Origin of the sequence: Candidatus Manganitrophus morganii (genome assembly GCA_021651055.1) — a bacterium.
Taxonomy (GTDB): domain Bacteria; phylum Nitrospirota; class Nitrospiria; order SBBL01; family Manganitrophaceae; genus Manganitrophus; species Manganitrophus morganii.
The window spans coordinates 3,494,595-3,509,407 of the sequence record JAJHOH010000001.1 but is presented as its reverse complement, the minus strand read 5'-3'; the positions used below and the strand labels follow the sequence as shown (position 1 = coordinate 3,509,407).

Annotated in this window: 10 protein-coding genes and 1 pseudogene; 6 read left to right on the top strand and 5 right to left on the bottom strand. The window is 57.4% G+C overall.

The features are described 5' to 3' along the window. Position 1 precedes the first annotated feature (1 nt). From MCM46_16065 to MCM46_16055, 3 genes are all read left to right on the top strand, one after another. Positions 2 to 1,681 (top strand): efflux RND transporter periplasmic adaptor subunit, encoded by a 1,680-nt coding sequence (locus tag MCM46_16065; GenBank protein ID MCG3113330.1) that lies wholly within the window; start codon positions 2 to 4, stop codon positions 1,679 to 1,681. A 70-nt stretch (positions 1,682 to 1,751) separates the two neighbouring features. After that, positions 1,752 to 4,910, top strand: a complete 3,159-nt coding sequence (locus MCM46_16060; protein MCG3113329.1) for a CusA/CzcA family heavy metal efflux RND transporter — start codon at positions 1,752 to 1,754, stop codon at positions 4,908 to 4,910. Between the two features lie 56 nt (positions 4,911 to 4,966). Continuing rightward, complete coding sequence (locus MCM46_16055; protein ID MCG3113328.1) at positions 4,967 to 5,740, top strand: hypothetical protein; 774 nt, start codon at positions 4,967 to 4,969, stop codon at positions 5,738 to 5,740. Positions 5,741 to 5,773: 33 nt separating this feature from the next. Here MCM46_16055 and MCM46_16050 read toward each other — a convergent pair whose 3' ends face one another. Next, on the bottom strand, positions 5,774 to 6,145 hold the full coding sequence (locus MCM46_16050; protein ID MCG3113327.1) for a metalloregulator ArsR/SmtB family transcription factor: 372 nt from the start codon (positions 6,143 to 6,145) through the stop codon (positions 5,774 to 5,776). Positions 6,146 to 6,161: 16 nt separating this feature from the next. Continuing rightward, positions 6,162 to 7,559 (bottom strand): mercury(II) reductase, encoded by a 1,398-nt coding sequence (merA, locus tag MCM46_16045; GenBank protein MCG3113326.1) that lies wholly within the window; start codon positions 7,557 to 7,559, stop codon positions 6,162 to 6,164. Between the two features lie 162 nt (positions 7,560 to 7,721). Between merA and MCM46_16040 the strand changes: the two are divergent. The 3 genes and pseudogenes from MCM46_16040 (at position 7,722) to cadA (MCM46_16030) (ending at position 10,605) form a co-directional block, all read left to right on the top strand. Further along, positions 7,722 to 7,919, top strand: a pseudogene (locus tag MCM46_16040) (MerR family transcriptional regulator). Next, a complete protein-coding gene (locus tag MCM46_16035) occupies positions 7,920 to 8,123 on the top strand; it encodes a MerR family DNA-binding protein (GenBank protein ID MCG3113325.1) in 204 nt (67 codons plus the stop codon). An 82-nt stretch (positions 8,124 to 8,205) separates the two neighbouring features. Beyond that, entirely contained in the window at positions 8,206 to 10,605 is a 2,400-nt protein-coding gene (cadA, locus tag MCM46_16030; protein ID MCG3113324.1) for a cadmium-translocating P-type ATPase, read from the top strand. A gap of 13 nt (positions 10,606 to 10,618) precedes the next feature. Here the strand turns inward: cadA (MCM46_16030) and cadA (MCM46_16025) are convergent, their stop codons facing one another. From cadA (MCM46_16025) to MCM46_16015, 3 genes are all read right to left on the bottom strand, one after another. After that, positions 10,619 to 13,384, bottom strand: coding sequence for a cadmium-translocating P-type ATPase (gene cadA / locus MCM46_16025; GenBank protein ID MCG3113323.1), 2,766 nt, complete (start codon positions 13,382 to 13,384; stop codon positions 10,619 to 10,621). A gap of 20 nt (positions 13,385 to 13,404) precedes the next feature. Next, positions 13,405 to 13,581 (bottom strand): hypothetical protein, encoded by a 177-nt coding sequence (locus MCM46_16020; protein ID MCG3113322.1) that lies wholly within the window; start codon positions 13,579 to 13,581, stop codon positions 13,405 to 13,407. A gap of 234 nt (positions 13,582 to 13,815) precedes the next feature. After that, on the bottom strand, positions 13,816 to 14,802 hold the full coding sequence (locus tag MCM46_16015; GenBank protein MCG3113321.1) for an SDR family oxidoreductase: 987 nt from the start codon (positions 14,800 to 14,802) through the stop codon (positions 13,816 to 13,818). Between the last annotated feature and the right edge of the window lie 11 nt (positions 14,803 to 14,813).

Below are 14,813 nucleotides of genomic sequence, written 5' to 3'. Positions count from 1 at the left end.
CATGAAAAAGTTACAAAAAATTGGGATAACAGCGAAGATCGCTTTCTTGCTCGTCATGATCGTGGTTGGGGCTTTCTTCACCTTGCGCATGACCCACAATCAAGCAATGGGGGTCACTGAACAGGGTGGATCACTGGATGTCACAGAGCAGGCGATGCAGGAGCAGGGTGGGACACTGGATGCCATGGAAGGAATGGAAGGGATGAACATGGGAACCAATGAGACCGGCCAGGCGATGGCGATGCTGACCCCTCAAAAAAAGCAGTTGATCGGGGTCAAAATCGCCCAGGTCCAGGAGAAAGAGGCGGAGAAGGTCATTCGGACTGTCGGCAGGGTGGCTTACGATGAGCGGAAGCTCGCCCATATCAATCTCAGGATCGATGGCTGGATCCAGGACCTCTTTGTCAACTTCACCGGTCAGGAGGTGAAAAAGGGAGAGCCGCTCTTCACACTCTACTCCCCTGATTTGCTCTCCACACAGCAGGAGTATCTGCTGGCCATCAGGAGTCAGGAGAAATTTGCCGCAAGCCCGATCGCCGATGTCCGGGAGACCGGAGAGACTTTGGTCTCTTCGGCCCGAGAAAGGCTCCTTTTATGGGAGATTACCGAAAAACAGATTCAGGAGCTTGAGAAGCGAGGAAAACCCCAGACCTATATGACCATCTATGCGCCGATCAACGGTGTCGTGACCAAAAGGGAGGGAACCAAGGGGATGCGCGTGACCCCTGGGATGACCCTTTACGAAATTGCCGACATCTCGACGGTTTGGGTCTTTGCCGATGTCTATGAATACGAGCTCTCCTACATCAAGATAGGGCAGGAGGCCGATATCATGGTCGACGCCTATCCTGGAGAGACATTTAAAGGAAAGGTCACCTTTATCGATCCCTTTTTAAACCCCCAAACCCGAACGGTTCGTGTCCGGCTGGAACTGCCGAACCCCGGTTTTAAGTTGAAACCGGAAATGTTTGCCCAGGTGATGTTGAAGTCTCCTGTGGGGAAGGGACTCGTGATTCCCGAGTCGGCGATCCTCGATTCCGGTCTGCGCCAGATCGTCTTTGTCGATAAAGGGATGGAGATGTATGCGCCCCGCGAGATCAAGGCGCGCCGCCTTGACGGCGACTATCTGGTTTTAGAAGGGCTCACGGCGGGAGAGCGGATTGTCACCTCGGCCAATTTCCTGATCGATGCCGAAAGCAAATTGATGTCCTCCGCCAATATGATGGGGGCGCTCGGGATGGCCGGCATCAAGATGGAGCAGGCCCAGATGGGTGAAATGGACATGAAAGGGATGGAAGGAATGAAGGGGGAGAAAGCTCCCACAGGACCCCAAACCAGGAAGGCCGGCGGTCTCACCCTGACCCTGTCGACGGAACCGGCCCCTCCGAAAGACGGGGAGAACCTCCTTCGGTTGAAAGTGGTCGATGCCTCCGGAAAATCGATTGAGAACGCCAAGGTCATCTTTTCTTACACCATGCCGATGCCGGGGATGAAGGCGGTCAAAGCGCCGGCCTCCTTTAAGAACGGCCAATATGAAGGTAAAGCCAAGTTCGGCATGGCCGGGACGTGGGAGGTGACCGCGATCGTGACCCCGCCCGGAAAGCCGGAGGTCCAGGAAAAATTCACCCTGGAGGCCGGCGGAGGCGAGATGGAAGGAATGGAGGGAATGCCTGGGATGTGATGGGGCCGGAGGGGTCGTGCGGATGATCCCCAGACCCCTCCGGAAAGCCGATTTACCGACAGGAGTCACCATGCTTGCAAAAATCATTGAATACAGCGCAAAAAACAAATTCCTCATCTTTTTGATGATCTTCTTCCTCTCGGCCTGGGGAATCTGGGCGATGCGGAAGGTCCCATTGGATGCCATTCCCGACCTCTCCGATGTCCAGGTGATCATCTATACCGAGTGGCCCGGCCGAAGCCCGGATCTGGTTGAAGATCAGATCACCTATCCGATTGTGACCTCGATGATCGCCGCGCCCAAGGTGAAGAATGTCCGGGGGCAGTCGATGCTCGGCTTCTCCTTCGTCTATGTCATTTTCGAGGACGACACCGACATGTACTGGGCGCGAAGCCGGGTGCTGGAGTATATGCAGGGGGTCTCCGACAAGCTGCCGGAAGGGATCACGCCGCGGTTGGGCCCTGACGCCACCGGCGTCGGCTGGGTCTATGAATATGCGCTGGTGGATGAGACGGGCCGGCATGACCTTGCGGAGCTTCGCTCTTTTCAGGACTGGACCCTTCGCTACTGGCTCCAGGCGGTCCCCGGCGTCGCCGAGGTCGCTTCGATCGGCGGGTTTGTGAAGCAATATCAGGTGAACATCGACCCGAATAAACTCCTGGCCTACAACATCCCCCTTCGCGAGGTGACCGAAAAAATCCGGATGAGCAACAACGATGTGGGGGGGCGGGTGATCGAACAGGCCGGCCTGGAATATATGGTCCGCGGCCGGGGATATATTCAGTCCCTCGACGACCTCAGAAGCGTGGTGCTTGGGATCAATCAGCAAGGCACCCCCGTTCGCGTGGCCGACGTGGCGCGCGTAAGCTTCGGCCCCGACATCCGCAGAGGGGTGGTCGAATTGGATGGAAAAGGAGAGGTGGTCGGCGGGATCGTCGTGATGCGCTATGGCTCAAACGCCCTGGAGGTGATCGAGAATGTAAAGGCGAAGCTCAAGGAGATCACGCCTTCCCTGCCGGAGGGTGTGAAAATTGTCCCGGTGTATGACCGCTCGGAGCTGATCCACGCCTCGATTGATACCTTGAAGGAAGAATTGATCAAGCTGGCGATTGTGGTGAGTGTGGTCACCGCGGTCTTCCTCTTCCATCTTCCGAGCGCCTTTGTCGCGATCGTTACCCTGCCGGTGGCGATCCTGATCTCTTTTATTTTGATGTATTACCTCGGGATCACGTCGAATATCATGTCGCTCGGCGGGATCGCGATTGCGATCGGGGCGATGGTCGACTCTTCGATTGTGATGGTGGAGAATGCCCATAAGAAGCTGGAGAAATGGGAAGAGGGAGGGAAAGTCGGAAGCCGAACGGAGGTCATCATCAACGCCGCCAAAGAGGTCGGGCCGGCCCTTTTCTTTGCCCTGCTGATCATCTCAGTCGGCTTTCTGCCGATCTTCGTCTTGCAGGGGCAGGAGGGAAGGCTCTTTCAGCCGCTCGCCTACACCAAGACGCTGGCGATGTTCTTCTCTGCCTTCCTGGCTATCACCCTCACGCCGGTTCTCATGGTGCTGTTTATTCGAGGAAAGATCCGGTCGGAGGCGCAAAATCCGATCAGTCGGTTTCTGATCGCAATTTATGATCCGATCCTTCGATGGGTTCTCCGGTGGCCGAAGATGATGCTGGCGCTGACGGTATTGCTCCTTCTCTCGACCGTCCCGGTCTTTTTCAAGCTGGGGTCGGAATTTATGCCCCCTTTAAATGAAGGGACGATCCTCTACATGCCGACCACCCTGCCCGGTATCTCGATCACCGAAGCGACGCGGATCTTGAAACTTCAAGATCAAATGCTCAAAGAAATTCCGGAGGTGGCGCGGGTCTTCGGCAAGATCGGCCAGGCGCAGACCCCGACCGACCCCGCCCCCCTTTCGATGACCGAGACCACCATCACCCTAAAACCGAAAGATCAGTGGCGGCCCGGGATGACCTGGGATAAGCTGATCGCCGAAATGGACAAGAAACTCCGGTTTCCGGGGATGCCGAACATCTGGTGGATGCCGATCCAGACGAGAACCGAAATGCTGGCGACCGGCGTCCGAAGCAGCGTCGGGATCAAGATCCTCGGAGCAAACCTGGAAGAGATCGAAAAAATCGGCCGCCAGATCGAAGGGGTGATACAAGCAGTCCCCGGAACGCGCTCCGCTTTCTTCGAACGGGTCACCGGCGGTTATTACCTTGACTTTAAAATCAATCGCCAAGAGGCCGCTCGATACGGGCTCACTGTGGGGGAGATCGAAGAGGTGATCGAGTCGGCCGTCGGCGGCAAAAATATCTCACAGGTGATCGCAGGCCGCGAGCGCTATCCGATCAATGTCCGCTATTCCAGAGAATACCGGGATGATTTGGAGAAGCTCAAGCGGGTCTTGGTCGCCGCCCCGACCGGCGCGCAGATTCCGCTGGCCCAATTGGCCGAGATCGGGTATACGGAAGGGCCGCCGATGATCAAAAATGAAAACGGAATGCTCTCCGGCACGGTCTTTGTCGATGTGGCCGGGAGAGACCTTGGCGGTTTTGTTCAAGAAGCGAAAAAAGTGGTTGCGGAGGAGGTCAAGATGCCGGCGGGGTATGCGCTTCTCTGGGCCGGACAGTACGAGTATTTGGAGCGCGCCAAAGCGCAGTTAATGTATGTCGTCCCGTTGACCCTTCTCATCGTCTTTTTGCTCCTCTACCTCCACTTTAAGTCGGTCCCGGAAACCCTGATTATCTTCCTGGCGATCCCTTTTTCGCTCATCGGCGCGACCTGGATCCTTTATCTGCTCGGATATAACATGAGCATCGCCGTCTGGGTCGGGATCATTGCGCTCGCGGGTGTCGATGCAGAAACGGGCATCGTCATGATCCTCTACCTGGACGAGGCCTTTTATCGAAGAAGGGAGGAAGGGAAGATGGCCACCCTCTCCGATCTTTACGCGGCGGTGATGGAAGGGGCGGTGCAGCGGGTCCGACCGAAGCTGATGACCGTTTCAACCACCATGGCCGGCCTGGCCCCGATCCTCTGGAGCACCGGGACCGGCGCGGATGTCATGAAGCGGATTGCAGCGCCGATGGTCGGCGGCATGGCCAGCGCCACAATTCTGGAGCTTTTGGTCCTTCCGGTCATCTATATTCTTTGGAGGAAATCGGGCCTCATGAGAGAGATTGAACAGAGGCCGGTGATCGAGCAGGAAGTCTTGAAGTAAAGATAAGAGGCAGGCAGGTTGGCTCGCTTAAAGCGCATCGCGATGGGGGAAAGAGGATGAATAAAAAACAATATGCGACATTGCTGGCGTCGGTTTTCTGTGTTGGACTGGTCAGCGGAATATTCATCTGGTTTTTAACCAGCGCATTCGCCTCCGCCCAGAAGAGCGCTGAATCCGAGAGAAAAGAGTCCGGTTCTTCGAAAATCATTCTGACAGAAGAGATTCGCCTCATTGATCAGGATCGAAAGGTCCGCGCGACCCTTTCCGTACAGCCGGACGGGAGCGTGGGGCTGCACTTTATCGATCAAGCCGGAAGACCCCGCCTTGCGGTCGGTCTACTCGCGGATGGAAGTCCTGTGCTTAATCTTGCAGATCAGAATGGCAGGCCCCGCGCCGGCTTGAGCCTGATGGAAGACGGCAGTCCAGGGATGGCTTTCAATGATCGAGATGGGACATTGCGGGCCGGCCTGGGATTGGATCACAAAGGAAGCCCGGGTCTAGCCTTTTATGATCAGAAGAGTGAGCGCCGCCTGAATCTCATTTTGCTGGATGGAAATCCAAGTTTGGGTCTTTACGATCCGAATGATAAAGTGCGAATCGGGCTTGGAGTCGACGGGAACAGAGGCTCGGCGCTGATCCTCTCCGACCGGAATGGCAAATTGCGCGCGGGGCTCGGTCTACAGCCGGACGGGGTTCCAGGCTTCAAGCTCTATGACAAAAGCGGCGCGCGCCGCGCCGAGCTGGCTTTAACACCGCAGGGGAAACCTGACCTCTCCTTTTTTGATGAGAAAGGGGAAAAGAGCCAGAACAAAGAGAAAGACCGATTTTAAATCCTTCGTAGCGAATACAACTTGAGAAAAACTTCACTTTTTGCCATATTTTTTTCCGGATCGTTTTCCAGTGTGTCCTTTCTTTCCCACCAAGCTGCAAGATAAGATCCGCTCCGCCTGCACGATGACCTGCTTATGCGCCCAATCGAGGATTCGATCGATCTCAGGATTTGCCACCCGGTAGATCGCCATCCGGCCCTGTTTCTCCATTTCGGCCAATCCACAGGTTCTCAAACAATTGAGATGGTGGGAGACGAGATTCTGCGGTTTGCCGAGCGCCTCGTAGATTTTCGTCACATGCATCGGCCCTTTCTGGTGAAGCAACTCTAAGATCTGAAGCCGCGTCGGATCGGCCAAGGCCGAGAAGAGGCCGACTTGGGCAGAAAGCAGTTCATCCTGGATCATGAATCCTCCTCATATCCTATTCAATGCAGCACGAAAGATTGGCCACATCTTTTGTGAACGATTGGGCCACCAGCTTGATCGACTCCGACAGGGTCGGAAAGACAAAAAGGGTAGAGCGAATCTCTTTAATCGTATGCTTGAACTTCACCGCCATCACGGCGGCGTGAATCAAGTCGGCTGCCCCCGATGCGAGAAGATGCACTCCGATCACCCGCTCGCTCTTCGCCTCGATCACCATTTTAATGTAGCCTTTGGTTTCATGGATCAGATTGGCCTTGGGGATCACCTTAAACTCCAATCCCCGGCAGGAACAGGCGACGCCCATCTCCTCCGCTTTCCTCTCTGTGAGGCCGACGGAGGCGACCTCCGGACGGGTGAAGACCGCGCTCGGGACGGAGAGATAATCAAATGTGTGATGGCTTCCGGTGAGCGCATTCTCCGCGGCCATGCTTCCTTGCGAGGCCGCCACCGTTTCCAATGCGATTTTTGAGGCCACATCACCGACCGCATAGATGTTCTCGTTCGCCGTCCGCATCTCTTCATTGACCTGGATATACCCTTTTTTAGTGACCTCCACACCCGCTCTCTCCAATCCGATCTCTCTGCTATTGGGGGAGATCCCGACGCCGACCAGCAGCGCTTCCCCTTCAAAGGTTCTCTCTTTCCCATCGATCTCTGCGGTGATGATCTTCATCCTGCCACGGCCTTGCACCCGGGTCACAGTTGCTCCGGTGACGATGCCGATCCCCTCTTCTTTCAGGTACTCGGTGAGCCGCTCGGAAATCGACTCTTCCTGCTCCGCCAGGATGCGGGGCTTCATCTCCAGAAGAATGACACGCGAGCCGAAGCGGTGATACATCTGGGCAAACTCCAATCCGACATAGCCGCCCCCCAGAATGACCATCGATTCGGGAGGCGATTCGAGTTCGAGTGCCGTCGTGCTCGTCAAGACATCAACCGCTTCGATCCCCGGAATCGGCGGAATCGCAGGCTTGGCCCCGGTGGCAACAATAAATTTCCTGCCGGCGACCCGTTCGCCATTGACCTCCACTACTTGGTCTGACACAAATCGCCCCATATCAGGAATGTAAGTGATGCCGAGATGGGAAATAACATCGGCATATTTGCTCTTCTGTTCTCTCTGGATGACCTGGCGCTTCTGCGCCATCACTTCCTCAAAATTGAATCTGCCCTCTCCATGACGAATGCCGGGGAAATGAGCGCCCCGGTGGTAGTAGAAGTCCTCACCCGCTTTCAGAAGATTTTTTGAAGGAACACAGCCGCGGTTGATGCAGGTGCCGCCCAATCGATCGCCTTCAATGAGCGCGACAGACTTATCCAACTCCCGCGCCTTGATCGCCGCGGCAAAGGCGCCGGAACCGCCGCCCAAGATAACCAGATCAAACTGCCGCATCTCTTTCTCCCTTTGTCATATAGAGCCAGCTTATTTTTAATATATCGATATGGGTAGATATTTTACAACTAAAATTTAAAATGAATCCTGATGCGAATGGAGAAATAAAGGGCTTGACTCTACACCCAGGTGCAGGGTTTATAGTAGGGACGGAGGTGAGAGATGAAGGGGCTGACCATCGGGCAGTTGGCGAAGAGAGCGGGGGTCAAAATTGAAACGGTCCGTTATTATGAAAGACGCGGGCTGATCCTGGAGCCTCCCCGACGGGAGTCGGGCTACCGGCAGTACGCTGAAGACGCCGTGGCGCGCATTCAGTTTATCAAGCGCGCCCAGGAGCTTGGGTTCTCTCTCAAGGAGATTTTGGAACTCCTCTCTTTGCGAGTCGATCGGCATACGACCTGCAGTGATGTCAAACAACGGGCCGAAGCCAAAATTTACGACATCGAGGTAAAGATCGCCGACTTGAGAAAAATGAAACAGGCCCTTGTCAAAGTAACCAACGCTTGCAGCGGGCGCGGTCCAACCAGAGAATGCCCCATCTTGGAAGCAATGAACGAAGATTGATCTTATTCAAGAGTCGGCTATCGAAGATCGCCACGTCCCTCGGAGCCGATTTCGTCGCTTTTCTGACGAGGAGGATTTTGGCATGGCAACAGAAACGGTACAACTGAAGGTATCAGGGCTCATGTGCTCCTTTTGCACCATGAGCGTGGAGAAAGCGCTGAAGCGCCATTCAGGCGTAAAGAAGGTCGTGGTCAATCTTGTTCACGGGATTGTCCTCGTGGAGGCCGATACGTCGCAAATCAGCAAAGCGGATCTCGCGGCGGCCGTCGAAAAGCTGGGATACAGCGTTTCCTCCACGGAGACGCAACAATACGCCACTGATCAAGCCCTCTTCAAGTTGATTAAAGGGAGAAGCACGCTCGGAATGATCTTGGCAATTATCGGCATGCTCGTGGATCCTTTAAATCTCTTTAGGCTTCCCCAAAACATAAGGGCTTATTTCAGCCTGGCGATTGCCGCCTTTATCCTTTTCTGGGTCGGTCAGCCGATTCTGAGGAAGACCCTTTTGGCGATTCGTCAGCGGGTGATTAACGCCAACGTGCTCCTTTCGGCCGGCGCCTGGGGCTCTTTCATCGTGGGCGTCGCGTCCCTCTTCGATCCACGCTGGCCGAACTTCCTCCCTGTGGCATCGTGGTTGATGGCGCTGCACCTCTTTTTCGGCTACTTCAAACTCGACACCCGGCGAAAAGCGGCCGAAGCGGTTCGAAAACTCCTCTCCCTTCAACCAACGAGAGCGCGGGTGTTGCGTGGGGAGCGCCCCGTCGAAGTACTCACGAATGAAGTCGAAGCCGGAGAGGTGACGATCGTCCGGCCGGGCGAGCGGATTCCGCTCGATGGAAAAGTAATTGAAGGGTCCGCCAGTGTCGATGAATCGAGCTTCACCGGAGAGTCGGTCCCTTCCGCGAAGACCGCTGGAAGCGACGTCATCGGGGGGACGCTCAACCTCGATGGTGAACTCAAAATCGGCGTCACCAAAGTCGGCGAAGAGAGCTTCCTGAACCAGATTGTCAGACTCATGACCCAGATTCACGACCGAAAGCCCCCGCTGGAGCTTCTGGCCGATCGGCTCATGAACTACTACGGACCGGTGGTTTTCATCGTCGCAGGAATTGCCTTTGCAGGGTGGTTGCTCGCCACCGGAAACGGGGTTGCTTCCGTCCTCGTTCTCCTGACGACGGTGATCATGGGCTATCCCTGTGCCTTGGGGATTACCACCCCGATGCTCGCTGCCATCGCCGGCGGCAAAGGAATCTCCATCGGACTTCTCGTAAAAGCCAGCGAAGTCTTTCATGAACTTTCGATCACCGACACGGTGGTCTTCGATAAGACAGGCACCTTAACCTACGGACGCCCGACGGTCACCGATGTGGTTCCTCTGGGCGTGGACGAAGCCGATCTCTTAAGACTTGCCTCGGCGGTAGAAGGACCCTCCGAACATCCGATCGGACAGGCGATTCACTTTTATGCCGAGAAAGAAGGGGCGAAACCGGTCGCAGTGAAAGACTTCAGAGCCTTTCCCGGGAAGGGGGTTTCAGCAAAGGTGGAGGGGGTCGAGATTCTCGCAGGGAAGCCCTCTTTCCTCGAAGAACGAGGGGTCGCGCTTCTGGAAGGGGGGCATCTTCGGTTAAGACAGCTCTCCGCTCAGGGAAAGACGGTGGTCCTCTTTGCCCGCGATGGGAGTCTTGCCGGGATGATTGCGCTTCAAGACACCCCGAGAAGGGGGGCGACGCGGGCGATCGAGCGGTTAAAGGAGCAGGGCATCCGGACCGTGATGCTCACCGGCGACGCCCAGCCGGTGGCAGAGGCGATCGCGGGACAGCTCGGCATCGATGAGGTCCGGGCGGAACTCCTTCCTCCTGAAAAAGTCTCCGCGATCGAATCGCTTCAAAAAGAGGGAAGAAAGGTGGCAATGGTGGGGGATGGGATCAATGACGCCCCGGCGCTGGCCCAGGCCGATGTCGGAATCGCGATTGCCGCCGGAACCGACGTGGCGATTGAATCGGCGGGGGTGATCCTGGTGAGCGACCGGCTGGAAGATGTGGCGAATGCGCTGACGTTGGGCAACGCGGCCTATCGCACGATGACCGGAAATGTCGTCGTGGCGGTCCTCTTCAATATCATCGGAATGCTCCTGGCCGCCCTCGGCCTCATCACCCCGCTCTATGCGATCGGCTTCATGATCCTGAGCATCTTCGCCATCTTGCTCAACACCCTTTGGATCCGCCGAATTCCGCTTGCGCATGAAGCGGAGGCGGAAGAGAACGTTCAACTTGCCGAAGTGGAGTTTTTGATTCCGAAGATGGTCTGTGAAGGGTGCGCTCAGACGATCAGCGAAAGATTGAGGCCGATCTCCGGTGTACGCGAAGTCAAGCCGAAGGTCGCACAAAAACATGTCGTCGTTCGGTATGAGCCGGCAAAAGTGAAAGAGCCGCAGCTCAAGAAAGCGCTCGACGATGCCGGCTACACCGCGCTGGAGGCATAATTCAACCCTTTCTTTAAGCCGCCTTCTTCCGTTCCTCAGGCTCAGAGATGCCCATTGTCCTTTCATTGGCCGGGCGGGCGGGCATGTGAAAGGTCTTCAATCGCAGCGCATTGAGCACCACCGAAATGGAGCTGGCGGCCATCGCCGCCGAAGCGATGATCGGCGAGAGCAAAAGACCGGTGAACGGGTAGAGCACGCCGGCCGCAATCGGGATACCGAGACCATTATAGATAAACGCAAAGAAGAGATTCTGTTTGATGTTCCGCATCGTGGCCCGCGAGAGTTGAATCACCCGGGCGACATCAAAAACATCATTCTTCACCAAGGATATGTCGGCCGATTCGATGGCGACATCAGTCCCCGAGCCGATCGCGATCCCGACATCGGCTTGCGCGAGCGCCGGCGCGTCGTTGATCCCATCGCCCACCATTGCGACGATCTTCCCCTGGCGCTGAAGCTTCTTAACTTCCTGGGCCTTATGCTCCGGCAGGACTTCGGCCAGAACGGTGTCGATGCCGAGCTCCTTCGCAATCGCGCGGCCGACCCCCCAATTGTCGCCGGTGATCATCGCCACCTCGATTCCCAGGCGATGGAATTCCGCCACCGCCGCACGCGAACTCGGCCGGACCTGATCGGCCAGGCTGATCAGCCCGATCAGGCGGCCACCTTTGGCGATGAAGTTCACCGTCTTCCCTTCCTCATCCAGCCGCCTGGCCTGATCCTCCAGCGAAGTGATGTTCACCTCCCGCTCGGCCATCAGCCGGCGGTTGCCGACGAGCAGCTCGGCCCCCTCGACGACCGCCCCCGTCCCCTTGCCGGTGAAGTAGCGAAAATCTTTCGGCGGCGGAATCGCCCCTCCCTGATCCTCGGCCGCGCGGACAATCGCCTTTGCCAAGGGGTGCTCCGAGCCCCGCTGCGTCGCCGCGGCCCAGCGGAGCAGATCCTCTTTGGAGACCCCTTCCGCAGGAATCAGATCCCGGACGGCGTGGCGCCCTTCGGTCAACGTGCCGGTCTTATCCAGAATCACCGTCGTCACCTTGCCGGTCACCTCCAGCGCCTCGGCATCCTTGATCAGAACCCCGTTCTCGGCCCCCTTGCCGGTCGCCACCATCACCGAGGTCGGCGTCGCCAGCCCGAGCGCGCAGGGACAGGCGATCAGAAGGACCGCCACGGTGTTCAGGAGCGCCAAGACAAATGCAGGCGCCGGCCCCCAGACGAACCAGACGGAAAAAGTGATCACGCCGATGATGATCACGGCCGGGACAAAGTAGCTTGAGACCAGATCGGCCAGCCGTTGAATCGGCGCCTTCGACCCCTGGGCCTGCTGGACCAGCCGGACGATCTGCGCGAGCATCGTCTCCTTGCCGACTTTCGTCGCTTCAAAGACAAACCCGCCGGCGCTGTTGAAGGTCGCGCCGATCACAAGATCGCCGGGGCCTTTGGTCACCGGGAGACTCTCGCCGGTCACCATGCTTTCGTCGATGACGCTCTCCCCCTCCCGGATCACCCCATCGACCGGGATCTTTTCGCCCGGCCGGACGATGACGAAGTCACCGACCCGGACCTCCTCGACGGGGAGATCGATCTCTTTGCCGTCCCGCCGGACCCGCGCCGTCTTCGCCTGGAGCGAGAGGAGCTTCTCGATGGCGGCCGAGGTGCCGGCCTTCGCGCGCGCCTCCAGCAGGCGCCCCAATAAAATCAGGGTGACGATCACCGCAGCGGTCTCGTAGTAAACGCCCGCCTCGACCCCGCGGCGAAGCAGCCAGTCGTCAAAGAAGGTCGCGGCGACGCTGTAGAGGTAGGCGGCGCCGATGCCGATCCCGATCAGCGTGTTCATGTCGGCGGTTCGGTTCTTGAGGGTGAACCAGGTCCCTTTGAAGAACCCCCAGCCGCTGTAGAAGAGGACCGGCGTGGAGAGAACGAGCTGGATGTAAGGATTGGCCAGCAACGCGATCAGGGCGCCGAACGGCCCGCCCGGCATCGGGAAGAGCTCATGCCACATCGCGCCAACCAGCAGCGGAATGGTCAGAATCAGCGAGACGAGAAAGCGGCGTTTGATATCGGCCACCTCCGATTCCCGGGAGTCTCCCTGATGATCGGCCTTCCCTTCACCCGCTGTGACCGGTTCCGCCTGATATCCGGCCTCAGCCATCGCGCGCGCCATCTGATCGGGCGAAACCTGTCCGGGGGTATAGTCAATCGTCACCCGCTCTGTGGCCGCATTGACCTGTGCTTGCTCCACCCCCGGCAGCCGTTCGATCAAATCCTCGATCGCAGTGGTCGTGGTGATGCTGCGCATCCCCCGGATCAAAAACTCAGCGCGGGCCGGTTTCTCATCGGCGCTTGGATGCGGTGTCACCTCAGAAGGGATCTGTTGGGGGGACGCTGCCCTCTCGGCCTGTTTCATTTTCTCATCGGGCTCGACGACCAGCGTCCCCCGGTACATATTCATGGCGCAGGAAAAGGGGTACTCCCCCGGCTTCTGAGGGGTGAATTCAACCGATGTGGCGGCGAATGCCGGCAGGGCGAGCGAGATCCCGAAGTCGGGAAGGACAACACGATTTGAGCAATCGGTCCCTTCGCGTCGGTCGAATTTCAACCGGACCGGCATCCCGGCTTTGACGACAACCCGATTTGGCTGATAAGCTCCCTCGACCCGGATCGTCACCTCCTGCACACCGGCCTGGATGGCGGCGGCTTTTCCTTGCTTGGAACCGAAGAAAAACCAGAGGAGGAAGACGATCAGCCCCAATCCGGCGACGATTACAGTTAAATCCATTGCTGTCATGTTCTCCTTCCTTAATTATTGGAAGTTTCTCCCGCATCTCCGATGGGCGTATGCTTCTGTTGAAGCCTTCGAATTTCTCTGAGAATTTTGAATTGAAGCGCCGTCTGGATGATGAGGGTCACCATCACGATCAGGACAAACAATGTTAAGGCCGTCATACAATACATCATCATGCCGTCCATCATCATCTCGTCCACTCCCGGTTCATTTATCGCCCTCTCCATAAAGACTGTTGTGCGTTCCTAAAATTCCTAATGCCCGTTTCCTTCTCGACTCTGAAGGCGCGGGGATACTTCGTCCCTCATCGTCCTCGATCCGATTCGCTGTCCGGCGCGGAAGAAGCGACAGCGCCGGACCGAAGCGAAAAAAAATTTCTTCCCGACATCATAGGGGGCAGATTGTTTCTTGACCGCCCCGGTCGGTCAAAGCGCGATGCCAATCAATAGGCCGAGGAGCGCCGCGCCAAGGGCGACCCACCCGCGATGCGTGGTCACCCACACCTGCACGCTTTGGGTCTTTGCCCTTTTATCGAAGATGCCGTGCGCCCCATGATCGCCCGGAACCGGCTGCCAGAGGTTATCCGGCCTATTGGGATCGACCGGCTGATCGGTTTGCTGGGAAGCATAGCCTTTCCGGGCAAGATAGTGATCCAGAAGACCTGGGATAAATTTCTCTCCCCAGATCGCTTTCACCGTCGGCCACCCCACATAGACCTCCCGCCGGGTGTGATGCGCGGCCCAGACAATCGCTTCCGCCGCCACCTCCGGCTGGAAGATCGGGGGGACCGGCTGGGGATGGTTCGGCATGCGGGTTCTGATCCAGCTGAATTGCGGCGTGTTCAATGCCGGAAGCTGCACCATCGTGACATGGACACGGCTTCCATCATGAATCAATTCGGAGCGGAGCGATTCGGTAAAACCTTTGATCGCATGTTTGGCGCCGCAGTAGGCCGACTGCAATGGGATCGAGCGGTAGGCGAGCGCTGAGCCGACCTGAACGATCGTCCCATGATCGCGCGGGAGCATCCGCTTGAGCGCCGCAAGCGTCCCATAGACATAACCGAGGTAAGTGACTTCGGTGACCCGTTTGAATTCTTCGAAGAGCATCTCTTTGGCCGGCGAAAGGACGGAGACCATGGCATTGTTGATCCAGATATCGATCGGTCCGAACGCCTCCTCGACCGCGGCGGCCGCCGCTTCCATCCGATTAAAATCAGCCACATCGGTTGGCAGAACCAACGCCTTTCCCCCCTCTGATTCGACCTCCTTGCGCGCCCCCTCGAGCCCATCCCCGCGCGCAATGAGGCCGATGTGCGCTTTCCGCTTAGCGAATTCCCGAACGACCGCCCGACCCACGCCGGCGGATGCCCCCGTGACGACAACGACTTCAGACCTATTTTCTCTGTTCATTGCTATTCCTC

Coding starts and splice junctions, on each gene's coding strand:
- MCM46_16065 (MCG3113330.1), top strand. CDS start 2: ATGAAAAAGTTACAAAAAATTGGGATAACAGCGAAGATCGCTTTCTTG.
- MCM46_16060 (MCG3113329.1), top strand. CDS start 1,752: ATGCTTGCAAAAATCATTGAATACAGCGCAAAAAACAAATTCCTCATC.
- MCM46_16055 (MCG3113328.1), top strand. CDS start 4,967: ATGAATAAAAAACAATATGCGACATTGCTGGCGTCGGTTTTCTGTGTT.
- MCM46_16050 (MCG3113327.1), bottom strand. CDS start 6,145: ATGATCCAGGATGAACTGCTTTCTGCCCAAGTCGGCCTCTTCTCGGCC.
- merA (MCG3113326.1), bottom strand. CDS start 7,559: ATGCGGCAGTTTGATCTGGTTATCTTGGGCGGCGGTTCCGGCGCCTTT.
- cadA (MCG3113324.1), top strand. CDS start 8,206: ATGGCAACAGAAACGGTACAACTGAAGGTATCAGGGCTCATGTGCTCC.
- cadA (MCG3113323.1), bottom strand. CDS start 13,384: ATGGATTTAACTGTAATCGTCGCCGGATTGGGGCTGATCGTCTTCCTC.
- MCM46_16020 (MCG3113322.1), bottom strand. CDS start 13,581: ATGATGATGGACGGCATGATGATGTATTGTATGACGGCCTTAACATTG.
- MCM46_16015 (MCG3113321.1), bottom strand. CDS start 14,802: ATGAACAGAGAAAATAGGTCTGAAGTCGTTGTCGTCACGGGGGCATCC.